The organism is Nguyenibacter sp. L1, assembly GCF_035199985.1.
GTDB classification, from domain to species: Bacteria; Pseudomonadota; Alphaproteobacteria; order Acetobacterales; family Acetobacteraceae; genus Gluconacetobacter; species Gluconacetobacter vanlangensis.
On the sequence record NZ_CP127015.1, the window covers coordinates 2,422,222 to 2,443,736 of the forward strand.

Here is a 21,515-nt window from a genome sequence, read left to right on the forward strand (position 1 = left end):
GATCAGGCAGGCGACAGGGCGGCCTTCATGTCCCGTATGACGCCCAGCATGTCGTGAAACAGGCTCCAGTCGTCTCGGGCTGCAATGGGCTGCCATATCTGCTCCACCGTCTCGATCAGCATCGTGCAGGGTACGTCCCGGGAAAGATATGGGCTGGAAAGATCCAGGCCCGGCCGGGGGGCATGCGCCTCGAGCCGTTGACGCAACGGTTCGAAATCCGCACCCGCATAGAGACCGGCACAGGGGCTTTTCGCCGCGCGATGCCTGCTCTGTGTTCCACCATACCAGTCGAAGAACAAAGATTCAAATCCTATGGCCGATCGTTCCAGAAATTTCCAAATCTCCTGCGACAGCGCACGGTCATCTTTTTCGGAAACCGACGACACGCCCAGGCGTTTTATCGTCGTCGCATTCATCTCTTTTTCATAACGATCTGGAAAATCGTCGAAAATCCGTTGCAGATCATCAAGATTCGCCAGAGGAATCAGGCATTCCGCCAGCCTTGCCAGGTTCCACATCAGCGTCTCGGGCTGGCGGCCGAACGCGTACAGGCCCGAATGGTCGAAATAGGCCGCGACGAAGGACGGATCGTAACGCGGCAGGAAGCGCCACGGGCCGTAATCGAAACTCTCGCCGGTGATATTGATGTTGTCGGTATTCAGCACCCCATGCACGAAGCCTGCCGCCATCCATTGCGCCCCCAGCCTGGCCACCCGCGTGCATACGATGTCGAACAACGTGGCGGCCGGATCGCGTGTGCCGTGCCGGTCGGGGAAATAGGCCGCCAGCACATATTCGACCAGCCTGGCCAGGTTCGCCGTATCCTCCAGCGCCGCCAGGCGCTGGAAGGTGCCGATACGGATATGCGAATGGCTCAGCCGCGCCAGCACACACGACCGGGTGGGCGACGGCTCGTCGCCGCGCTGCAGGCTCTCGCCGGTCTCGATCACGCTCAGGCTGCGCGAGGTCGCGACCCCCATCGCGTCCAGAAGCTCGCTCGCCAGCACCTCGCGCACCCCGCCCTTCAGGGTCAGCCGCCCGTCGCCGCCGCGCGACCACGGGGTGCGCCCGCTGCCCTTGGTGCCGATATCCAGCAGCCGCCCGTCCCGCGCGTCGCGCAATTGCGCGAACAGAAAGCCCCGCCCGTCGCCCAGGTCGGGGTTGTAGACCCGGAACTGGTGCCCGTGATAGCGCAGCGCCAGCGGGGCCTCCATCCCGCCCGGCAGCGGGACGAAGCGGCCGAAATGCGCGGTCCATTCATCGTCCGTCAGACCGTCCAGCCCGACCCGCGCCGCCGCGTCCTGGTTGCGGAAGCGCAGGATATGGGCGGGAAAGCGCGCCGCCTCGACCGGATCATAGAACGCCGCCCCCAGCGTCAGGTGGTCGCGGGCGGGGCGATAGGCGGCGGAGACGGGCATCGACGGACCTTCCTCGGACATGGAACCCTCTCAAGATGAGGGCCCGGCACGCACGACGCCACCCCCGCCCGCGCGGTCAGTCCGCGCCGGCGCGCGCCGGCGACAGGTCCAGCCCGTCGGCGCGCGGCGCGAAACAGGCCGCTGCCGCCCGCGGCACCTGGTCCGGGTCCAGCCAGCCCGGCGCCTGGTCCTTGTCCAGTATCCTGGCCCGCACGCCCTCGGCGAAATCCGGCTGCCGCACCAGATTGGCCACCAGGCGATATTCCTGTTCCAGCACGCTGTTCAGGTCCGGCAGGCGCCGCGCCGCGAAATAGGCCCGGAACGTCACCTCCAGCGCCAGGGGCGAGGCCCGTTCCAGCGCCGCCAGGTCCGCCGCCGCCCAGGGGGCCGCACTGCCGGCCAGGCGCCGCCTGATGGTCGCGACGTCCGGCGCGTCATACAGCCGGTCGACCGCCGGATCGCCGTCCGCGCCGCCTGCCGCCCCGGCCGGGCCGGCGGAGGGTCCAGGAGAGGCAAACATCGCCACTCCCTCGCCGGCCGGCCGCCGCGCCAGTTCGCGGGCCAGCTCGGGCAGGCAGCCGGCCGGCAGCACCCGGTCGGCAAATCCCATGGCGACGGCTTCCTCCCCGCCCATCCGGCGGCCGGTCAGGGCCAGCCGCAGCCCCGACAGGCCCGGCGCGCGCGACAGGATATAGGACCCGCCCGCATCCGGCGTCAGGCCGATCGCCGTCTCGGGCATGGCCAGCATCGTCCGCTCGGTCACGACGCGATGGCGGACATGGCCGCCCAACCCCACCCCGCCGCCCATGGTGATCCCGTCCATGAACGACACCACGGGCTTGGGATAGGCGGCCAGCAGCGCCACCAGCCGGTAGCATGCGCGAAAGAAGGCCGCCGCCGCGTCCGGCCCGTCCCCGACCAGGATCGCGCGGATGGCCCGCAGGTCGCCCCCGGCGCAGAACGCCCGGGGGCTGGCGCTGTCAATCAGCACCGTGCCCACCGCCGGATCGTCCCGCCAGGCCGCCAGGCAGGCGGCGATCCGGCGGCATGTCGGGCGGTCCAGCGCGTTCAGCACGCCGGGCCGGTTCAGCGTCAGACGGGCCAGCCGCCCCTGCCGCGCCGCCAGCAACGTCCCGCTCTCCAACGCTCCGCCATCCGTCATCCGTGCCGCCCCGCCTCGGTTTCTCCCTGTTTTCCCTTGTACGATAATATGACAGAAGCAACAGGACGATGAGATGCCGCCCGGGTTGACGCCGCCAATCCCGGTGGGCGGGCGGCAGGAAGGGCGCAGGAATGACGGTCGATTCCCAGACCTATCGGGATGCAATGGCGCGGCTGGGCGCGGCGGTGAACGTCGTGACCACCGGCACCCTGGACGACCCGGTGGGATTCACCGCCTCGGCGGTCTGCTCGGTCACCGATGCGCCGCCCACGCTGCTGGTCTGCATGAACCGCGCGGCGCGGGCGCGCGCCGCGTTCCGCACCGGCGGCGCCATGTGCATCAACGTCCTCTCGGCCAGCCAGCGCGACATTTCCGGTTCGTTCGCCGGGCCGATGGACATGTATGAACGCTTCACCTACGGCCATTGGACCACGCTCGGCACCGGCGCCCCGGTGCTCGAGGAAGCGGTGGCCTCGTTCGACTGCCATGTCGACCAGATCGTCGAGGTCGGAACCCACAGCGTGATGTTCGGCGTGGTCGAAGCCATCCGCATGGGCGCGGGGCAGGGCGGGCTGGTCTATTTCAACCGCGCCTATCACGCGCTGCCGCACGGCCAGGACGAGCTCTGACGCGTCCCTATCCGCGCTTCCCCAGATATGTACCCACATAGGCCGCCGTACTCAGCGCGCTGATCCAGAACGAGGCCGGGCAATCCGTCCACCAGGACAATGCCAGCCCGCCCCACCCCTCGGCCGCCGCCAGCAGCACCGACAGCACGATCCCCCGCCCGGGCGCCGCCGTCAGGCGCTGCGCCGTCGCGGCCGGCCCGACCATCAGGGCGAAGACCAGCAGCACCCCGGTGATCTGCACGCATTCCGCCGTCGCCACCGCCACGATCGCCAGGAACAGGGTGGAGACCAGCCGCACCGGCACGCCCCGGGCCTCGGCCGTCTCGGGCTGGAGGCTGGCGAACAGCAGCGGCCGCGACAGCACCGCCATGGCCAGCACGCACCCCGCCGCCAGCAGCGCCAGCCAGGCCAGCATCGCCCCGTCCACCCCCAGCACGTTGCCGAACAGCAGCGCGGTCGCCCGGGCGGCGGACGTGGTCAGGAAATGCAGGAACAGCAGCCCGAACCCCAGCGTGCAGGACAGGACCAGCCCGACCGCGACATCCCGCCCCTGGGTGGTGCCCCGGCCGCCGGCCCCCATCGCCAGCCCGGCCGCCACCGTCAGCGCCATCAGGCCCCATAGCGGCGGCATCCCCAGCAGGATCGCGCCGGTCGCGCCGGCAAACCCGACATGCGACAGCGCATGGCCGGCGAAGCTCTCGCCGCGCAGCACCATGAAATATCCGACCAGCCCGGCCAGCACCGCGACGATTCCGGTCGCGGCAAAGGCATGGCGCATGAATTCGAAGGCCAGCATCGCGAAACCGGGCCCTCAGCCGTCGGTGACGACGAAGATGCGGCCGCCGCCGCGGATCACCTCGACCCGCGTGCCGTACAGCGCGCTCAGCACCGGATCGGTCACCACCTCGTCCACCGGGCCCAGCCGCGCCGCGCCGCGTCCGACATACAGCACCATGTCCATCACCCCCAGCAGCGGATTCAGGTCGTGGGTCGAAAACAGCACCGCGATGCCCAGCCGGCTGCGGATCGCCTGCACCAGCGCCACGACCTCACGCGCGCGCAGCGGGTCCAGGCTGGCCAGCGGCTCGTCCAGCAGCAGCAGGCGCGGCCGCCCCAGCAGCGCCTGCGCCAGCAGCAGGCGCTGGCGCTCGCCGCCCGACAACTGGTCGAGCGGCCGCCGCGCCAGATGCGCCGCCCCCACCAGGTCCAGCACCCGGTCGATCTCCGCCGCGTCATGGCGGCGATGCCGCCCCGGCCGCCAGTCGCACGGCAGGCCCCAGCGCTCGCCATGCAGCGCGGCGGCGATGAAGCTGCGCCCGTCCAGGCGCGGCACCGGCCGGCCGTGGAATTGCGGCATGTAGCCGATATCGTGGCGCCCCCGCCCGGCCGGCCGGCCGAACACCGAAATCCGCCCCGCCGTCACCGGCACGATGCCCAGGATCGCCCGCATCAGGCTGGTCTTGCCCGCCCCGTTGGGGCCCAGCACCCCCACGAACGCCCCGGCCGGAATGGTCAGGCTGGCCTCGGACAGGATCGTCCGCGCCCCGATCCGCACAGTGGCGCGGTCCAGGCGGACCGGCGGCGCCTCCCCGGCGGGCCCCTCGGCGGACACCGTCACGCCGCCTTCCCCGCCAGCGCCCGCGCCAGCCGGTCCAGCGTGCCCGCGATCCAGTCCTGGTAGCGCATGCCCGGCGGCAGGCATTCCGCGACCTGCAGCACCGGAATCCCCGCTTCTCCCGCCAGCGTCTCCAGCCGGTCCGTCGCCGGCCCCGCCGTCTGCGCGTTCACGATCAGCACCCTGACCCGCCGCCGCGTCAGGTCCTCCTCGAATCCCGCCACTTCCGAGGGTGCGGGGTCGGTGTCGTTCATCACCGCGTGCTGGAACCCCTCGTCGCGCATCGCCAGCCCCGTCCCCTGCGCCATCAGGCCGAAGATCGGCTCCGACGCCGCGACCGGCGTGCCGCCATAGCGCGCCCGCAGCGCGTCGATCCGCGCCTGCAGCGGCGCAAGCGTGCCCAGGAACAGCGCCAGCCGCGCCTGCAGCGCCGCGCGATGCGCGGGCACGATCTCTGCGCACGCGGCGGCGAAGGCGGTGGCAAAGGCCCGCACGTCCGCCAGGTCATACCAGAAATGCACGTTCTCGCCGTCGCGCCAGCCGGCCAGCCGCGCCACGTTCAGCATCACGGGGCGGGCCGGGCCGTCGCCGGCGGCCAGCCGGTCGATCCAGCCGTCATAGCCCGCGCCGTTGGCGATCACGATCCGCGCGGCCCCCACCCGCCGCCCGTCCGACGGGCTGGCCTCGAACAGATGCGGATCGGTGGCCGGATTGGTCAGGATGCTGCCGACCGCCACGTCCGGGCCGCCGACCTGGCGCGCGATGTCCCCCCACACCGCCTCGGCCGCCACGACCGCGACCGGCTGCGCCCGCGCCGCGCCCGCCCCGCCCGCCAGCAGCGCCAGCAGGATTGCACAGAACGAACCGGCACGACGGAAAGGGGCAAGACAGGCTGGCACAGCGGGCGACCGAACGGGTGAGGGGGTTGAATATGTTATAATGTAACAAATATCCAGTCTTCATATAGCGCGCTTTCCGGCGTATGGAAACCGGGGGCACAGGAGGCACAGCGCGAACCGGCATGACGGAACGGATCTTCGCTGAAAAAACCGAGGCATGGCTGGACGTTGCGGCGCATATCTGCGCCGCGCGCGGCTCGCGGCTGACCGATCTGCGGCGGCAGGTCCTGGGGCTGGTGCTCGAGGCCGCGCGCCCGGTCGGCGCCTATGAATTGCTGGACGGGCTGCGCACCGACAAGAAGGGCGCGGCTCCGCCCACCGTCTATCGCGCACTGGATTTCCTGCTGGAACAGGGGCTGATCCACAAGATCGAACGCCTGTCGGCCTTCGTCGGCTGCACCCATGCGCTCGACGCCGACCACGACGGCGCCTGCCACCTGCATGCCGCGCAATTCCTGATCTGCACCGGCTGCGGCCAGGTGACCGAGCTGGACGACCGCCAGATCGTCGCCGCCCTGGTCGCGGCGACGCGCGCCATCGGCTTTACGGTCCGCCATTCGACGGTCGAGGCCGAAGGGCTGTGCGCTGCCTGCCACGGGTGACTTCCCGGCATATCCGGCTACAATCGGCGACATGGTGAGACACGGCTTCAAGGCAAGGCCCAGCGTCCTTGCACCTTCCGACAAGACCCGCACGCTGTTCCGGATCGAAGACACGGACGGACGCGTCGTGGCGCGGATCGCCGCCCCCGACGCCACGCGCGCCATGGCCCTGTTCTGGCGCCGGCAGGGCTGCCGGGACCTGGCCGCCTATCTGCCGGCCCCGGCCCCAACGGCCGCGCCGCCTCATGCGGCCGCGCTGCAAGGAAGCATCGACATGGCACGTACCCGGCTTGGCCCCCGCCTGGGCCCCCGCCTAGGCCTCGACCAGTTGAAACTGCCCGCCATCGCCGAGCAGCAGGCCGCCCGTTCCCCCCGGCCGCGGCGCGGCGCCGCCCCCGTCCCCGGCCCCGTCCCCGGCCAGGACGACCTGTTCGCCCGCCCGGCCGCGCCCATGCCCGTGTCCGTGCCCGTATCCGATCGCGCCCCCGACGGCCCGGCCGAGCCGCCCGCCCCCCGGCGGCAGGTGACGCATCTCGACGCCGACACGGTCCAACTGACCCGCGTGCATCATCGCGGCCTGCAGCCCTCCGACCCGCCGGATTCCTTCCTGTACCACATCGCCGGCGCGCAGCGGGCCGACGCGATGCTGCGCGACGGGCTGACGCTCAGCCGGCGCGATCCGCTGCTGCTGACCGAACGCGGGGGCGTGCCCTATTGGCTGTCGCTGCTGGCAGACGATGCCGACCTGCTGGACGACGCGGCTGCCGGCATCGTGGTGCTGCGGCTGAAGCGCTTCATGGTCGACGACCTGATCGAGGACGACCCGGACTCGACCCGCAGCTCCGGCACGCCCTGCTATTTCCTGACCGGCGGCTGACCCCGCCGTCCGACACCAGAGGATCTTCCGGATGGACACGATCATCGCCGAGGCCACGCGCGGGGACCGCGTGGAATCCCGTCATGCCGGCAGCGCCGTCGTCGTGGACGCGGCGGGCCGGGTGGTCTTCGCCCTGGGCGACGCCGAGCGCCCGACCTATCCGCGCTCGGCGGTCAAATCCTTCCTGGCCCTGCCGCTGGTCGAAAGCGGCGCCGCCGCCCGGCTCGGGCTGGGGGACGAGGAACTGGCCCTGGCCTGCGCGTCGCATACCGGCGAGCCCGCCCATGTCGCGGCGGCGTCGCGCATGCTGACCCGCGCCGGGCGCGACGCGGCCTGCCTGGAATGCGGCGTCCACTGGCCGGTGGACGACGGCGCCGCCCGCGCCCTGGCCGGGACGGGGCAGGGCCCGTCGGCCCTGCACAATAATTGTTCGGGCAAGCATGCCGGCTTCATCTGCCTGGCGTGCGACCGGGGCCAGGACAGCACCGGCTATATCCACCCCGAACACCCGATCATGCGTGAGGTCACGGCCGCCCTGGCCGACGTGACCGGCGCCCCCCACGGGCCCGACAATCGCGGCATCGACGGCTGCTCGATCCCCACCTACGCCATCCCGCTGCGCGCGCTGGCCCACGGCTTCGCCCGGTTCGGCAGCGGCGTCGGCCTCGGCGCCGAACGCGCGCGCGCGGCGGCGCGGCTGCGCGCGGCGGTCGCCGCCGCCCCGTTCATGGTCGGCGGCACCAACCGCTTCGACACGGTACTGATGCAGGCCCTGGGCCCCGCCGTGTTCAGCAAGATGGGGGCCGAGGGCATCATGGCCGCCGCCCTGCCCGAACAGGGGCTGGGCATCGCGGTGAAATGCCATGACGGCGCCCCCCGCGCGGCCGAGGTCGCGATGGCCGCCCTGCTGATCCGCTTCCTTGGGCCCGAAAATCGTGACAATATGGTGTTGGCCGGCCTGACACGGCACAGCATGCGCAACTGGAACGGCATGATCGTCGGAGAAGTGCGCGCCGCCTTCGCCTGATCGTGTCCGCCCGATCACGCCGAATTGACACGCCAGGGCCACACGCCTGTACGAAACTGACAAACAAAAACGTTAACAAGACCAACAACAATTCAACGATAATAAACTAAACGATAATAGATAAGAAACGTTAGTAAATAATAAACGTAAGGAACCGTCCGGCATGAATGCTTCCGCGCCGTCCCCGCGGCACGCCCCGTCCGAGTCCGTCCATGTGCGCTCGATCGTCGTCGGCTGCCTGGCCGCCCTGGCCGGGCTGATGTCCGGCCTGGATATCGGCGTCATTTCCGGCGCGCTGGATTTCGTCACCCGCGAATTCCACGCCTCGCTGATCGCGCAGCAATGGATCGTCAGCGCCATGATGGCGGGGGCCGCGGTCGGCGCCTTGATGGCCGGCTGGATGTCCCACCATATCGGGCGCAAGCGCTCGCTGGTCATCGGCGCCGCCGTGTTCGTGGCCGGCTCGCTGGCCTGCGCGCTGGCCTGGTCCACCGCCACCCTGATCGCGGGCCGCGCCGTCATGGGCCTGGCGATCGGCATCGCCGCCTTCACCGCGCCGCTCTATCTGTCCGAGATCGCGGGCGAGAAGGTGCGCGGCGCGATGATCTCGACCTACCAGCTCATGATCACGGTGGGCATCTTCCTCGCCTTCCTCAGCGACACGCTGTTCAGCTATTCCGGAAACTGGCGCTGGATGTTCGGCATCGTCGCCGTGCCCGCCGCCCTGTTCCTGGTCGGCGTGCTGTTCCTGCCCTACAGCCCGCGCTGGCTGATGATGAAGGGCCGCCGGCAGGAGGCGCTGGACGTCCTGCGCACCCTGCGGTCCAACCCGCAGGACGCCTCGCGCGAGGTCCGCGACATCGGCCTGCAGCTTCAGCAGAAGCAGCGCGGCTTCGAGATGCTGCGCCACAACCGCAATTTCCGCCGCTCGGTGGCGCTGGGCATCCTGCTGCAGATCATGCAGCAACTGGCCGGCATCAACGTGGTCATGTACTACGCGCCGCGCATCTTCGCGCTGGCCGGCTTCTCCGGCACCGCGCAGCTCTGGTGCACCGCCATCGTCGGGTTGGTAAACATGCTGGCGACCTTCGTGGCCGTCGGGCTGGTCGATCGCTGGGGACGCAAGCCGATCCTCTATACCGGCTTCATCGTCATGACCCTGGGCATGGGCACGCTGGGCCTGGTCATCGGCCACGGCGTCGCCAGTCAGACGACGCAGATCCTCGCCGTCTTCATGCTGCTGGTCTACATCACCGGCTTCGCCATGTCGGCCGGCCCGCTGATCTGGGTCCTGTGTTCCGAGGTCCAGCCCCTCAAGGGCCGCGACCTGGGCATCGCCTTCTCGACGCTGACCAACTGGCTCAGCAACATGGCGGTCGGCGCGACCTTCCTGTCGCTGCTGCACGCGCTGGGCGGGGGCATGACCTTCGGCCTGTTCGCCGCCTTCAACGCCCTGTTCATCGTCCTGACCTGGCTGTTCGTGCCGGAAACCAAGGGCATGACGCTGGAAGCGATCGAACAGCGCCTGATGGCCGGCGTACCGCTGCGCGACCTGGGCCGCGCCCGGCATCACGCGCCGTGACGAACGGGGGCGGCGCCGGCACCGCGCCGCCCCGTTCATTCCCGATCGGATGACGCTCCGGCAATCTAGTGTCCTGCGGAAAGAGCACTCTTTCCGGTTTCGTGACAAAATTTTGCCGACATATTTTGTAACGGATAAGAAACAATATCTGTTTGTTTCTATTTTACATTATGTTGCGAAAGTTTCAGGAAACGCACATAATGGAACAAACGTCCCTCATATCTGTTCGGCGTCGGAATATTTTCCTTCTGGCCTTCACGGCAATGAGCGGGACACTCTCTCCCGCCTTCGCCCAGAACGCGGCGACGCCGCCGCATGCGCATGCGGCCCGCACGCACCATGCCAAGCCGGCCGTGAAAGCCCAGAAATCGGCTGCGGTTGCGCAACCTGCTTCCGTCGTTCCGCCCCCACGGTCGGCCAATGCGGTGGCCATGGTGCAGACGGCGGCCATACCGACGGTCCCGGCCGAGGCCGAAAATGTCGTCGTGACCGGCTCTCTGATCCGCGATCCGAACTTCCGCAGCGCCTCCCCCATGACGCACCTGACCACCCGCGACCTGCAAATGCGCGGCATCACCACGGCGGCGCAGGCTTTGCAGCAACTGGCTTCCAACGGCTCGGGCAATCTGCCGGCCTCGTTTTCCTCCAACGGCGCCTTCGCGGCAGGCGCATCGGCACCGTCGCTCCGTGGCCTGACGACGGACTCGACCCTCGTGCTCATGGACGGACAACGCCTGGCCTACTATCCGCTTTCCGACGATGGCGAACGTAACTTCGTCGACGTCAACTGGATGCCGATGTCGATCATGCAGGCGGTCGACGTCCAGAAGGACAGCGCGTCCGCCACCTACGGCGCCGATGCCGTCGCGGGCGTGATCAACTTCATCACCCGCAAGGAAATCAAGGGTTTCGAAGCCAATGCCGAAGGCGGCTTAAGCGGCCAGGGCGATGCCGGCCACCAGCGCCTCTACGCCACCTATGGGCATGGCGACCTCGATCACGACAACTACAATTTCTACGTCAATGCCGAATACCAGAATGACGACATGCTGTACAACCGGCAACGTGGCTACCCCTATGACACCGGCGATCTGACCGGCATCGGCGGCTATAACGCCAATCCCAACGCGATCCAGGCCGATGGCTCGGTCGTCGGCATCGGATCGACCACCACGGCGCTCGTGCGCCCGGTGTCGGTCGGTGCGGGGGGCGCCCTTACACCGCTCGGCGGGCTTCAACCCCTCGGCGGCAGTTGCGGAAACCTGATCACCCACAATGTGGCGGCCGGCGCCTTCCCCGGCAGCACCGGCAATTTCGCAAACACCGTGTGCGAACAGAACCTGGTGGGCAACTACCGGGTGATCGACCCCGAAGATCGCCGCATCAGCACGACCGCCCATTTCACCACCCGTCCGTGGGAACGCGCCGAACTGACGGCGATGTTCACTTATGCGCAGAACACAAGCTATAATACGGGCGCGGGCAGCAGTGGGGCGCCGGTCAGCATCCGCTCGCAAAGCCGTTCGGGCGACATCAGCTTCGCCAACATCACGCTTCCGGCGATGCTGTCCAACGGACAACCGAATCCGTACGATCCATGGGCCGCGCAGGGCCAGCCGGCGCAGATCTTCTATCTGTTCGGCGACCTGAACCCCAGTTCCACCCAGTTCAACCAGGCCTATCGCGGCTCCGTCCGCCTTTCGGGGTGGGAGCCGTCGAACTGGGGATCGGACTGGAAATATAACGCATCGTTCGTCGGCATGACGGATGACCTGGAATATGACCGGAACGGCTATCCGATCTTCAGCCGCGTCCGGCAGGCGATCAACGATGGCAGCTATAATTTCCTCGACCCGTCACAGAACTCGGCTGCCATCCGCAACTGGATCGCGCCGCGATCGGTGCAGCATTCGGATTCCTCGGAATATTCGGGCGAGGCGACCCTGCAGAAGGGCCTGTTCCGCCTGCCGGGCGGCATGGTCAACCTGGTCATCGGCGGCAACATTCGCTACGAATCGCTGAACAACCCCAGCGCCAACCCCGACGACCCGAGCAATCCGAGCGCCCAGTACATGGGCATCAACGGATTTTACGCGAAGGGCAGCCGCTGGGTCGAATCCGGCTTCTTCGAAACGAATATCCCGGTCGTCAAATATTTCAGCGCCGACGTATCCGGCCGTTACGACAATTACTCGGTCGGGTACGACCATTTCTCGCCCAAGGTCGAAGCCCTGGTGAAGCCGGTCAAGGAATTCACGCTACGCGGCACCTTCTCGAAGGGCTTCCGCGTGCCGAGCTTCGCCGAGACCAACAGCCAGACGATCGGATACATCACCTACAACCCGGCCGGCGATCCGAACGCGGCGGCATTCCTTGCCCAGCACCCGAATGCCTCGGGCACGGGGCCGGACGCCTATGCGCAGTCATACAGCCTGGCGCTCAACACGGTCGGCAATCCCGCCGTCAAGCCCGAACTGTCGACCAGCTTCACCGGCGGTGCCGTCGTTCAGCCGACACGCTGGCTCAACATGAGCGTCGATTATTATTACATCAAGAAAGACAATTATATCACGACCGCAAACCAATCCACGGCCCTGGCGGCGTATTATGCCGGCGCCGGCATGCCGTCGGGCATCTCGGTCATACCGGACGTTGCCGATCCGGACCATCCCGGCGCGATGGCCCGTCCCGGGATCGTCAATCTCGGCTACATCAACGGCGCCACCCTGGTGACCGACGGGCTGGACCTCGCGCTGGACGCCAATGTCCCGCTCCCGGGCAAGCTGTCGAAGATAAAATGGTACAGCAAGGGCGAGGCCACATACGTCTTCCGCTACAACATCACCTATCCGGGTCTCGGCACCGAACGTTTCGCGGGCACGCTCGGACCGGCCAATACGACCTCGGCGTCGGGAACCCCCCGCTGGCGCGCCAACTGGGCCAACACCTTCACTTATGACAAGCTGTCGCTGACCACGACCGTCTATTACACCAGCGGCTACAAGCTGACCGCCGAGGACTATACCGGTCCGGGCACGCGCAACGACTGCGCGCAGGCCGCCACCGGCTTCGCGGGCGAAACGACATTGGACGGCAGTCCGATCCGCTGCAATGCCTCCCATTTCTGGGACATCGACCTCACGCTGGCCTATCGCTTCAACAAACGGTTCACGGCCTATGCCAACATGTACAATGTCGCCAACTGGAGGCCCCCGCTGGATCTGGGTACCTATGGCGGATATCTGTACAACCCGGCCTGGGCAGGAGCCGGCATGCTGGGCCGCGCCTTCCGCTTCGGCGTCAACGTGACGCTCTGAGCCAGGTCTTTTCCGGCATCTTCACCCCCGTTCAAACGATTCCATTTGAACGGGATCTGCTTGCATAACGGCTGCCCTGTCGCTGTATGCGAGGCAGGACCGTCGAGCCGGGGGCCCCGTCAGACGCCGAACGTCTCGGCATACAGCGTCAGCGCCCCGGCCGCGTCGACATCCACCGCCACCGCCTGCGCCGGATGGACGTCCCAGGCCGGCAGGGGCGGGCAGGGCACGCCGTCCGGCTTCTGGATCGTCTGGCCGTCGGCGATTCCGCCGCACGCCACGCGGACCGGCCCCCGCCGCAGGGTGAAGAGATGCGGCGCCATCACCTGGATCACCGCCAGGCTGTCATGGGCGAAGATCCCGGCCAGCCCGCGCGACCGCTCGTGGAATGCCTGGTAGAAGCGCGACACGGCGCGCAGGAACGCCCCATCCGCGCCCGCCGCCCCCAGCCGGTCCAGATAGGCGGCGTCCATCACCACATGCTGCGTCACGTCCAGCCCCAGCATCGTCACCGGCCAGGGCGCGGTCACCACCCGGTCCGCCGCCTCGGGGTCGGACAGGATGTTGGCCTCGGCCACCGGCGAGACGTTGCCCCGATGGCCGCGCGTGCCGAACGCCCCGCCCATCAGGCTGACCCCGGCCACCAGCCCGGCGATCTCGGGATCATGCGCCAGCGCCAGCGCCAGGTTGGTCAGCGGCCCCACGGCGATCAGCGTCACCTCGCCCGGATGGGCCCGCACCAGCTCGACGATCACCTGCCAGGCCGGGCGCGGATCGGCCGCCCGGACCGACGGATCGGCCAGCAGCCCGGTCAGTGGCCCGGTCAGCGGCCCGGTCAGCGGAATATCGCCCAGCCCGTTCGCGCCATGCACGTGCGGCGCGCCATGTCCGCGCGCGCGGGCCAGCGGCGCCGCCGCCCCCCGCGCCACCGGCACCGACAAATCCATCCGGTCGGCCAGCCACAGCGCGTTGCGCGTGACGGTGCCGATATCCAGGTTGCCGAACACCGTGGTCACCGCCAGCAGGTCGAATTCCGGCCGCCGCGTCAGGAAGCGCAGCGCCATCGCATCGTCCACACCGGGATCGGTGTCGAAAATCACCTTGTGCCGCCGCATCATGCCCTCCTCGGCAAGTCCCGTCAGCGGGCCGTCCAGCCATCCTGGCGCAACGCCACGCCGGCCAGATACAGGCTGCCGCAGATCACCACCCGCCCCGGCCGCGCGTCCGGCGCGGCCGCCAGACGCTCCAGCGCCGCGCGGATCGTCGGGCCCGGTATCGCCCGGCCCGACGATGCCGCGATGATCGCCTCGATCGGCAGCGCCAGATGCTGGTCCTCTTCGGCCACCGCCTGCACGCTGGCGGCATGAGGCAGCATCGGCGCCAGGAAGCCCGCTACATCCTTGGTCTGCTTCATGCCGACCACCAGATGCACCGGCCGGTCGGACCAGCGCGACAGCACGTCCGCCAGCGCCTGGCCGGCCCCGGGATTATGCCCGCCATCCAGCCACAATTCCCAGTCGGCGGGCAGCAGCCCGGCCAGCGCGCCGTGCAGGCGCTGCATCCGCGCCGGCCATTCCGCGCGGGCGATCCCGCCCCAGCCGGCCGCGGGCACCGCCAGCCCGCTGGCGCGCAGCGCCGCCACCGCCAGGCCGGCATTGTCCACCTGGTGCGCGCCGGACAGCGCGGGCGGCGGCAGGTCCAGCACGCCTTCGCCGTCCGCATAGCGCAATCCGCCCGGCACGGACGCGACCGACCAATCCTCGTCGCGCACCAGCAGGCGGGCGCCGCGCTCGGCCGCCACGGCGCGCAGCACCGCCATCGCCTCCGGCGCCTGACGGCCGGTCACCACGGGCACGCCCGGCTTCATGATCCCGGCCTTCTCGCCGGCGATCGCCGCCAGACTGTCGCCCAGGAACGATTCGTGATCCATCGAAATCGCGGTGATCGCGCAGGCGGCCGGACGCGCCAGCACGTTGGTGGCGTCGAAGCGCCCGCCCAGCCCGACCTCGATGACGGCCAGCCGCGCCGGATACCGCGCGAACAGCACGAACCCCGCCGCCGTCAGTACCTCGAACACCGTGATCGGCGCGCCGTCATTGGCGCGCTCGATCTCCTCCAGCACCGCCACCAGTTCGTCGCTCGACACGATGCGCCCCGCCACGCGGAACCGTTCGGTCACGTCCACCAGGTGCGGCGAGGTCATGACATGCACCGGCCAGCCCGCCTGTTCGCCGATGGCGCGCAGGCAGGCGCAGGTGCTGCCCTTGCCGTTGGTCCCCGCGACATGGATCACCGGCGGCATGTGCGCCTCGGGGTGGCCCAGCCGCGCCAGCAGCGCCTCCAGCCGGCCCAGCGACAGGTCGATCAGCGCCGGATAGAGCCGGTTCAGCCGCTCCAGCACCACCCCGGCGCGGCCGACGAATTCCGGTCCCAGGACGGGAGAGACGGACGTCGAAGAAACGGACGTCGAAACGGGGGCAGGGGGCATGGCGATCCCGCGATCAGGCGGCCGGACGGGCCGGCTCGGCGGCCTGGCGATGGTTCAGCAGCCCGATCAGCCGCCCCAGCATCTCCGGCAGGTCGGCACGCTTGACCACCATGTCGATCATGCCGTGCTCCAGCAGATATTCCGCCCGCTGGAACCCGTCGGGCAGCTTCTCGCGCACCGTGTCCTCGATCACCCGCGGCCCGGCGAAGCCGATCAGCGCGTTCGGCTCGCTGATCTGCACGTCGCCCAGCATGGCGAAGGACGCGGTCACCCCGCCGGTGGTCGGATGGGTCAGCACGACGATGTAGGGCAGGCCGGCCTCGCGCAGCATCTGCACCGCCACCGTGGTGCGCGGCATCTGCATCAGGCTGATCAGCCCTTCCTGCATCCGCGCCCCGCCCGAAGCGGTAAAGACGATCAGCGGCGTCTTCTGCAGCACCGCCAGCCGCGCCGCCGCGACGAACGCCTCGCCCAGCGCCGCGCCCATCGTACCGGCGATGAACTCGAAGGCCATCACCGCCACCACCGCGTCATGGCCACCGATCCGGCCGTGCGCCACCGCCATCGATTCGTCGAGCTGCGACTTGGCGCGCTCGTCCTTCAGCCGCTCGGTATAGCGCTTGCGGTCCCTGAAGGTCAGTGGGTCGACCGGCGCCTTCGGCAGCTCGATGCGCGTGCATTCTCCCTGATCGAACGTCCAGGCGAACCGCTCGGCCACCGAGGCCCGCATATGGTGGCCGCAATGCGGACAGACATTCAGCCCCTTCCGCAGATCCTTGACCAAGATCATCTGGCCGCAGGATTCGCAGTTGGTCCACAGATTGTCCGGTACTTCGCGCTTGAGCAGACCGCGGATCTTGGGGCGGACATACTCGGTCAGCCAGCTCATGCCACCTCTCCATGACGCGGGGCCCCCGGCCCCGGAAAACTGCCCTCATACAATCTGGGGGCAGGGAACGCCAGAGCGCGCCCCGGCGCACACTCCGATACGGGGGGCCGGGACCGGCGCGGCGTCAGCCGCGCGCGCCGCGCACCGCCTCGGCCAGGGCACGCAGTTGCGCCAGCACGCGCGGCAGCGTCTCGCCGGTCGCGCGTCCCTCGGCATCCAGCGTGCCCTCCAGGGTCGCGATCAGCGCCGAGGCCACCACCGCCGCGTCGGCCACCCGCACCGCCGCCGCCGCCTGCTCGGGCGTGCGGATGCCGAACCCGATCGCCACCGGCAGGCCGGTCGCCGCCCGCAGCAGCGGCAGCGCCGCCGCCAGTTCCTCGGTGCTGGCGGTGCGCGTGCCCGTCACCCCGGTGATGCTGACATAATAGATGAAGCCCGTGGCATGGCCGCACACCAGCCCCAGCCGGTCGCCGACGGTGGTCGGCGCCACCAGCCGGATGATATCCAGCCCGTGCGCGGCCGCAGCCCCCTCCAGCAGGTCGGCCTCTTCCGGCGGCAGGTCGACGACGATCAGCCCGTCCACCCCGGCCCGCGCCGCATCGGCGCAGAACCGCGCCGGGCCATAGGCCTCGATCGGGTTCAGATAGCCCATCAGCACGATGGGCGTCTCGTCGTCCTCCGCACGGAAGCGCGCCACCATGTCCAGCACGCGCGCCATGCTCGACCCGGCCTTCAGCCCGCGCCGCGCGGCGGCCTGGATGATCGGCCCGTCGGCGCTGGGGTCGCTGAACGGCACGCCGATCTCGATCAGGTCCGCTCCGGCCCCCGGCATCGCCCGCAACAGCGCCAGCGACGTCTCGCAATCCGGGTCGCAGGCCTGCAGGTAGGGAATCAGGGCGCCGCGTCCCTGCGCCTTCAGGGCGGCGAAGCGGCGGGCGATACGGCTCACAATGTCACTCCAAGATGTGCGGCAACGGTAAAGATGTCCTTGTCCCCCCGGCCGGAGATATTCACCACCAGCAGCGTCTCGGGGCTCAGCGCGGGCGCGATCCGCGCGGCATGGGCCACCGCATGCGCCGATTCCAGCGCCGGGATGATCCCCTCGGTGCGGGTGCAGAGCTGAAAGGCCGCCAGCGCGTCATCATCGGTCGCACCCACATATTCGACGCGGCCGATATCGTGCAGCCAGGCATGTTCCGGCCCGATGCCCGGATAATCCAGCCCGGCGCTGATCGAATGCGCCTCGTCGATCTGCCCGTCCGCATCCTGCAGCAGATAGGTCCGGTTGCCGTGCAGCACCCCCGGCCGCCCCCGCAGGATCGACGCCGCGGTCTCGCCGGAATCCAGCCCGCGCCCGGCGGCCTCGACCCCGATCAGCCGCACCAACGGCTCGTCCAGGAACGGGTGGAAGATCCCCATCGCGTTCGACCCGCCGCCGATCGCGGCGACCACCACGTCCGGCAGCCGCCCCTCGGCCTCGTGCATCTGCGCGCGCGTCTCCTCGCCGATCACCGACTGGAAGTCGCGGACCATCTGCGGATAGGGATGCGGCCCCGCCACCGTGCCGACCAGGAAATAGGTGTCGCGCACATTGGTCACCCAATCGCGCATCGCCTCGTTCATCGCATCCTTCAGCGTGCCGGCGCCGGCGGTCACCGGCACGACCTCGGCCCCCAGCAGGCGCATGCGGAACACGTTGGGCTTCTGCCGCTCGACGTCGGTGGCGCCCATGTAGATGACGCACGTCATGCCGAACAGCGCGCAGACCGTGGCGGTCGCCACCCCATGCTGGCCCGCCCCGGTCTCGGCCACGATACGCGTCCGGCCCATCCGCCGCGCCAGCAGGATCTGACCCATGACGTTGTTGAGCTTGTGCGAACCGGTATGGTTCAGCTCCTCGCGCTTCATGTAGATCCGCGCCCCGCCCAGTTCCTCGGTCAGGCGCCGCGCGAACCACAGCGGGCTGGGCCGGCCCACGTAATCCCGCAGATAGTAATCCAGCTCGCGGCGAAAGGCCGGGTCGGCCTTGGCGGCCTCGTAGGCCGCATCCAGCTCCAGCACCAGCGGCATCAGGGTCTCGGCCACGAACTGGCCGCCGAAGATGCCGAACCGGCCGCGCGCGTCGGGGCCGCCGCGCAGGCTGTTGGCGCCTCCCGGCATGCCGGCCGTGCCGCGCTCGGTTGCGCTGGGATCTGCTGCGCTCACGTCGTTCTCCACAAGCCTTGGATACGGAATGTCCCGTGTTCTGGACCGCATGGCCGAAAATTACCAGCTTCCTGGCGATTTGACAGCCCGCCCGCCCCCGCCGATACCGGATCGGGAACAGCAGGAATGACGCGCCGCCATGTTTCTCGCCCATCCGCCCGGCGAACCGGCCCGGACGGTGACCGACGCCGCCGACTTCGCCGGGGCCGCCTGGCTGGACCTGATCGACCCGACGCCCGAGGAGCAGGCCCTGGCCGCCCGCCTGACCGGCCAGCGCATTCCCACCCGCGAAGCACTCGAGGAAATCGAAAGCTCCTCGCGCCTGTTCATGGAGGATGACGCGGTCTATCTCTCCACCCCGCTGATACGCCGCACGCCCGACGATTTCTTTGTCTCTCCGGTCGGCTTCGTGCTGATGCGCGACCGGCTGCTGACCATCCGCTTCACCGCCTTCTCGGCCTTCGAGACCGTCGCCCGCCAGATCGAAGACCAGAAACGCGCCGACGGGCACGAAGCCCCGACGTCCGACGAGATCGCGATCCGCCTGATGGAAGCGGTGGTGGACCGCCTGGCCGACATCCTCGAGCATCTGGGCCAGGCGCTCGACGTGCTGTCGCGCGACATCTTCCAGGCCGGGGGCCCGCAGCGCGGCGCCGGCCAGCTCGACCGCACCCTGCGCGCCCTGCTGCGCCGGGTCGGCCGCTCGGGCGACCTCGCCTCGTCGGTGCGCGACAGCCTGCTGGGGCTGGAACGGGTGGCGATCTTCATCAGCGAGAACAAGCGCCACACCGTGTCGGACCGGCTTGCCGGCCGGCTGGCGACCGTGGTGCGCGACATCGCCTCGCTGAACGATTTCGTGGCCCAGACCACCAACAAGGTGCAGTTCCTGCTCGACGCCACCCTGGGCTTCATCAGCATCGCACAGAATAACGGCATGAAGATCCTGACCGTGGTCAGCTTCATCGGCGTGGCGCCCACCCTGGTGGCGGGCATCTACGGCATGAATTTCCACGATATCCCCGAACTGGGCTGGCGCTACGGCTACGGCTATGCGCTGGGACTGATCGCGGCCACGATCGTCCTGCCGCTGCTATGGTTCTGGCGGCGCGGCTGGCTGGGCGACGGCATGTAGCAGCCCGCCCGCAGCGCCCGCCTGCAACGCCCACCTCCAACGTAAGTGTGATGCCACGGCCACGGCCCGGCCCCCCGCCACGCTTGACCTTCAGGGCACGACTACCTAAAGTAGCAAGCATCGCAGGCGGAATTCTTCTGCCCGGCGCTCCCTCCGTCTGGAACGTTGTCGACCGTCTGCCGGCACCCCCGGCCTTCTGGCAGGCGCGCATGCGCCATATCCGTGGTCAACCTGTTCCCTCCCGTACGTGACCTGCCCATTCAAGGCATCCTGAATGCATCTCGCCGAACTCAAGGCCAAAACTCCCGCGGATCTTCTGGCGTACGCCGAAGGCCTGCAGATCGAAAACGCGTCGTCCCTGCGCAAGCAGGACATGATGTTCGCCATCCTCAAGACGCTCGCCGACAATGACCAGGCGATCCATGGCGAAGGCACGCTGGAAATCCTGCCCGACGGGTTCGGCTTCCTGCGTTCGCCCGAGGCGAACTACCTGCCCGGGCCCGACGATATCTATATCTCGCCCAGCCAGGTCCGCCGCTTCGGCCTGCGCACCGGCGACACGGTCGAGGGCCAGATCCGCGCCCCGCGCGACGGCGAGCGCTATTTCGCGCTGCTCAAGGTCAACACGATCAATTTCGAACCGCCCGAGGCGGTCCGCCACCGCATCAATTTCGACAATTTGACGCCGCTCTATCCCGAACGGCGCCTGAAGATGGAAGTCGAAGCCAACGCCGTAGGCGGCGAGCCCGAGAAAATCGAGAAGGGTGGCAAGGGGTCCAAGGGCACGCCCAAGGATTTCACCCCCCGCGTGATCGACCTGGTCTCGCCGATCGGCATGGGCCAGCGCGCGCTGATCGTCGCCCCGCCCCGCACCGGCAAGACCGTGATGCTGCAAAGCATCGCCTCGTCGATCTCGGCCAACCATCCCGAAGTCTTCCTGATCGTCCTGCTGATCGACGAACGTCCGGAAGAAGTCACCGACATGGCCCGCTCGGTGCGCGGCGAGGTCGTGTCCTCGACCTTCGACGAACCGGCGACCCGCCACGTCCAGGTCACCGAAATGGTGCTGGAAAAGGCCAAGCGCCTGGTCGAGCACAAGCGTGACGTCGTCATCCTGCTCGACTCGATCACCCGCCTGGCCCGCGCCTACAACACCGTCGTCCCCTCGTCGGGCAAGGTGCTGACCGGCGGCGTGGACGCCAACGCCCTGCAGCGCCCCAAGCGCTTCTTCGGCGCCGCCCGCAATATCGAGGAAGGCGGCTCGCTGACCATCATCGCCACGGCGCTGATCGACACCGGCAGCCGCATGGACGAGGTGATCTTCGAAGAGTTCAAGGGCACCGGCAACTCGGAACTGATCCTCGACCGCAAGCTCGCCGACAAGCGCACCTTCCCGGCCATCGACATCACCAAGAGCGGCACCCGCAAGGAAGAATTGCTGGTCGAACGCTCCGAGCTGTCCAAGATGTGGGTGCTTCGCCGCATCCTGGCCCCGATGGGCACGATGGACGCCATGGACTTCCTGCTGGACAAGCTGAAATACAGCAAGACCAACCGGGATTTCTTCGACGCGATGAATACCTGATCCGCCTCGCCCACCGGCCCGCCTTGTGGGCCATGGGCACCGAAGGCACCGGAAACGCGCGCAGGATCGCCGCCAGCGCGCATTTCCG

At 68.8% G+C, this 21,515-nt stretch carries 18 protein-coding genes; 8 read left to right on the plus strand and 10 right to left on the minus strand.

Translation table 11 applies throughout. From position 1 onward, the window contains the following. Window positions 1–2: 2 nt before the first annotated feature. Together QN315_RS10920 and QN315_RS10925 are read right to left on the minus strand one after the other, a co-directional pair. Complete coding sequence (locus tag QN315_RS10920; protein WP_323989301.1) at window positions 3–1,418, minus strand: protein adenylyltransferase SelO family protein; 1,416 nt, start codon at window positions 1,416–1,418, stop codon at window positions 3–5. Window positions 1,419–1,494: 76 nt separating this feature from the next. Next, window positions 1,495–2,580 carry an enoyl-CoA hydratase/isomerase family protein gene (locus QN315_RS10925; RefSeq protein WP_323989303.1) on the minus strand — a complete coding sequence of 362 codons (1,086 nt, stop codon included), beginning with the start codon at window positions 2,578–2,580 and terminating at the stop codon, window positions 1,495–1,497. Window positions 2,581–2,711: 131 nt separating this feature from the next. Between QN315_RS10925 and QN315_RS10930 the strand changes: the two genes are divergently transcribed. Beyond that, the gene (locus QN315_RS10930) at window positions 2,712–3,209 is read left to right on the plus strand and encodes a flavin reductase (protein ID WP_323989305.1); all 498 of its coding nucleotides are present in this window, start codon (window positions 2,712–2,714) and stop codon (window positions 3,207–3,209) included. A 7-nt stretch (window positions 3,210–3,216) separates the two neighbouring features. On the opposite strand, the gene QN315_RS10935 is transcribed toward QN315_RS10930, so the two are convergent. Genes QN315_RS10935 through QN315_RS10945 form a run of 3 tightly spaced genes read right to left on the minus strand, consistent with a single transcriptional unit; the run spans window position 3,217 to window position 5,723 of the window. Next, window positions 3,217–4,005 carry a metal ABC transporter permease gene (locus tag QN315_RS10935; protein ID WP_323989306.1) on the minus strand — a complete coding sequence of 263 codons (789 nt, stop codon included), beginning with the start codon at window positions 4,003–4,005 and terminating at the stop codon, window positions 3,217–3,219. A gap of 15 nt (window positions 4,006–4,020) precedes the next feature. Further along, window positions 4,021–4,827 (minus strand): ATP-binding cassette domain-containing protein, encoded by an 807-nt coding sequence (locus tag QN315_RS10940; protein WP_323989307.1) that lies wholly within the window; start codon window positions 4,825–4,827, stop codon window positions 4,021–4,023. Further along, entirely contained in the window at window positions 4,824–5,723 is a 900-nt protein-coding gene (locus QN315_RS10945) for a metal ABC transporter solute-binding protein, Zn/Mn family (RefSeq protein ID WP_323989308.1), read from the minus strand. Before QN315_RS10945 ends, QN315_RS10940 begins: the two co-directional genes overlap by 4 nt. 122 nt (window positions 5,724–5,845) lie before the next feature. On the opposite strand from QN315_RS10945, the gene QN315_RS10950 reads away from it, so the two are divergent. The 5 genes from QN315_RS10950 (at window position 5,846) to QN315_RS10970 (ending at window position 13,128) form a co-directional block, all read left to right on the plus strand. Then, window positions 5,846–6,325 carry a transcriptional repressor gene (locus QN315_RS10950; protein WP_323989309.1) on the plus strand — a complete coding sequence of 160 codons (480 nt, stop codon included), beginning with the start codon at window positions 5,846–5,848 and terminating at the stop codon, window positions 6,323–6,325. A gap of 31 nt (window positions 6,326–6,356) precedes the next feature. Further along, window positions 6,357–7,202, plus strand: a complete 846-nt coding sequence (locus tag QN315_RS10955; RefSeq protein WP_323989310.1) for a hypothetical protein — start codon at window positions 6,357–6,359, stop codon at window positions 7,200–7,202. 31 nt (window positions 7,203–7,233) lie between these two features. Next, on the plus strand, window positions 7,234–8,229 hold the full coding sequence (locus QN315_RS10960; protein ID WP_323989311.1) for an asparaginase: 996 nt from the start codon (window positions 7,234–7,236) through the stop codon (window positions 8,227–8,229). A gap of 163 nt (window positions 8,230–8,392) precedes the next feature. Beyond that, on the plus strand, window positions 8,393–9,811 hold the full coding sequence (locus QN315_RS10965; RefSeq protein WP_323989312.1) for a sugar porter family MFS transporter: 1,419 nt from the start codon (window positions 8,393–8,395) through the stop codon (window positions 9,809–9,811). A 263-nt stretch (window positions 9,812–10,074) separates the two neighbouring features. Next, on the plus strand, window positions 10,075–13,128 hold the full coding sequence (locus tag QN315_RS10970) for a TonB-dependent receptor domain-containing protein (RefSeq protein WP_323989314.1): 3,054 nt from the start codon (window positions 10,075–10,077) through the stop codon (window positions 13,126–13,128). A 119-nt stretch (window positions 13,129–13,247) separates the two neighbouring features. On the opposite strand, the gene QN315_RS10975 is transcribed toward QN315_RS10970, so the two are convergent. From QN315_RS10975 to trpB, 5 genes are all read right to left on the minus strand, one after another. After that, window positions 13,248–14,246: a nucleoside hydrolase gene (locus QN315_RS10975; RefSeq protein WP_323989315.1), complete on the minus strand. Its 999-nt coding sequence runs from the start codon at window positions 14,244–14,246 to the stop codon at window positions 13,248–13,250. A gap of 20 nt (window positions 14,247–14,266) precedes the next feature. Continuing rightward, window positions 14,267–15,616, minus strand: coding sequence for a folylpolyglutamate synthase/dihydrofolate synthase family protein (locus QN315_RS10980; RefSeq protein ID WP_323989317.1), 1,350 nt, complete (start codon window positions 15,614–15,616; stop codon window positions 14,267–14,269). Between the two features lie 13 nt (window positions 15,617–15,629). After that, window positions 15,630–16,505, minus strand: a complete 876-nt coding sequence (accD, locus tag QN315_RS10985) for an acetyl-CoA carboxylase, carboxyltransferase subunit beta (protein ID WP_323989318.1) — start codon at window positions 16,503–16,505, stop codon at window positions 15,630–15,632. Between the two features lie 124 nt (window positions 16,506–16,629). Next, window positions 16,630–17,454: a tryptophan synthase subunit alpha gene (trpA, locus tag QN315_RS10990; RefSeq protein ID WP_323989319.1), complete on the minus strand. Its 825-nt coding sequence runs from the start codon at window positions 17,452–17,454 to the stop codon at window positions 16,630–16,632. Beyond that, window positions 17,451–18,665 (minus strand): tryptophan synthase subunit beta, encoded by a 1,215-nt coding sequence (trpB, locus tag QN315_RS10995; protein WP_323993411.1) that lies wholly within the window; start codon window positions 18,663–18,665, stop codon window positions 17,451–17,453. The genes trpA and trpB overlap by 4 nt, the downstream gene beginning before the upstream one ends. A gap of 184 nt (window positions 18,666–18,849) precedes the next feature. Between trpB and QN315_RS11000 the strand changes: the two genes are divergently transcribed. Both QN315_RS11000 and rho read left to right on the plus strand, forming a co-directional pair. Next, entirely contained in the window at window positions 18,850–19,842 is a 993-nt protein-coding gene (locus tag QN315_RS11000; protein WP_323989320.1) for a magnesium transporter CorA family protein, read from the plus strand. A 274-nt stretch (window positions 19,843–20,116) separates the two neighbouring features. Continuing rightward, window positions 20,117–21,427 carry a transcription termination factor Rho gene (rho, locus tag QN315_RS11005; RefSeq protein WP_176638948.1) on the plus strand — a complete coding sequence of 437 codons (1,311 nt, stop codon included), beginning with the start codon at window positions 20,117–20,119 and terminating at the stop codon, window positions 21,425–21,427. Window positions 21,428–21,515 lie beyond the last annotated feature (88 nt).

Excerpts from the sequence above, each read along its gene's own strand:
- QN315_RS10925 (WP_323989303.1), bottom strand. The coding sequence starts at position 2,580 with ATGACGGATGGCGGAGCGTTGGAGAGCGGGACGTTGCTGGCGGCGCGG.
- QN315_RS10950 (WP_323989309.1), top strand. The coding sequence starts at position 5,846 with ATGACGGAACGGATCTTCGCTGAAAAAACCGAGGCATGGCTGGACGTT.
- QN315_RS10930 (WP_323989305.1), top strand. The coding sequence starts at position 2,712 with ATGACGGTCGATTCCCAGACCTATCGGGATGCAATGGCGCGGCTGGGC.
- QN315_RS10980 (WP_323989317.1), bottom strand. The coding sequence starts at position 15,616 with ATGCCCCCTGCCCCCGTTTCGACGTCCGTTTCTTCGACGTCCGTCTCT.
- QN315_RS11000 (WP_323989320.1), top strand. The coding sequence starts at position 18,850 with ATGTTTCTCGCCCATCCGCCCGGCGAACCGGCCCGGACGGTGACCGAC.
- QN315_RS10955 (WP_323989310.1), top strand. The coding sequence starts at position 6,357 with ATGGTGAGACACGGCTTCAAGGCAAGGCCCAGCGTCCTTGCACCTTCC.
- trpB (WP_323993411.1), bottom strand. The coding sequence starts at position 18,665 with ATGCCGGGAGGCGCCAACAGCCTGCGCGGCGGCCCCGACGCGCGCGGC.
- accD (WP_323989318.1), bottom strand. The coding sequence starts at position 16,505 with ATGAGCTGGCTGACCGAGTATGTCCGCCCCAAGATCCGCGGTCTGCTC.
- QN315_RS10935 (WP_323989306.1), bottom strand. The coding sequence starts at position 4,005 with ATGCTGGCCTTCGAATTCATGCGCCATGCCTTTGCCGCGACCGGAATC.
- QN315_RS10965 (WP_323989312.1), top strand. The coding sequence starts at position 8,393 with ATGAATGCTTCCGCGCCGTCCCCGCGGCACGCCCCGTCCGAGTCCGTC.
- QN315_RS10920 (WP_323989301.1), bottom strand. The coding sequence starts at position 1,418 with ATGCCCGTCTCCGCCGCCTATCGCCCCGCCCGCGACCACCTGACGCTG.
- QN315_RS10970 (WP_323989314.1), top strand. The coding sequence starts at position 10,075 with ATGAGCGGGACACTCTCTCCCGCCTTCGCCCAGAACGCGGCGACGCCG.
- rho (WP_176638948.1), top strand. The coding sequence starts at position 20,117 with ATGCATCTCGCCGAACTCAAGGCCAAAACTCCCGCGGATCTTCTGGCG.
- QN315_RS10975 (WP_323989315.1), bottom strand. The coding sequence starts at position 14,246 with ATGATGCGGCGGCACAAGGTGATTTTCGACACCGATCCCGGTGTGGAC.
- QN315_RS10960 (WP_323989311.1), top strand. The coding sequence starts at position 7,234 with ATGGACACGATCATCGCCGAGGCCACGCGCGGGGACCGCGTGGAATCC.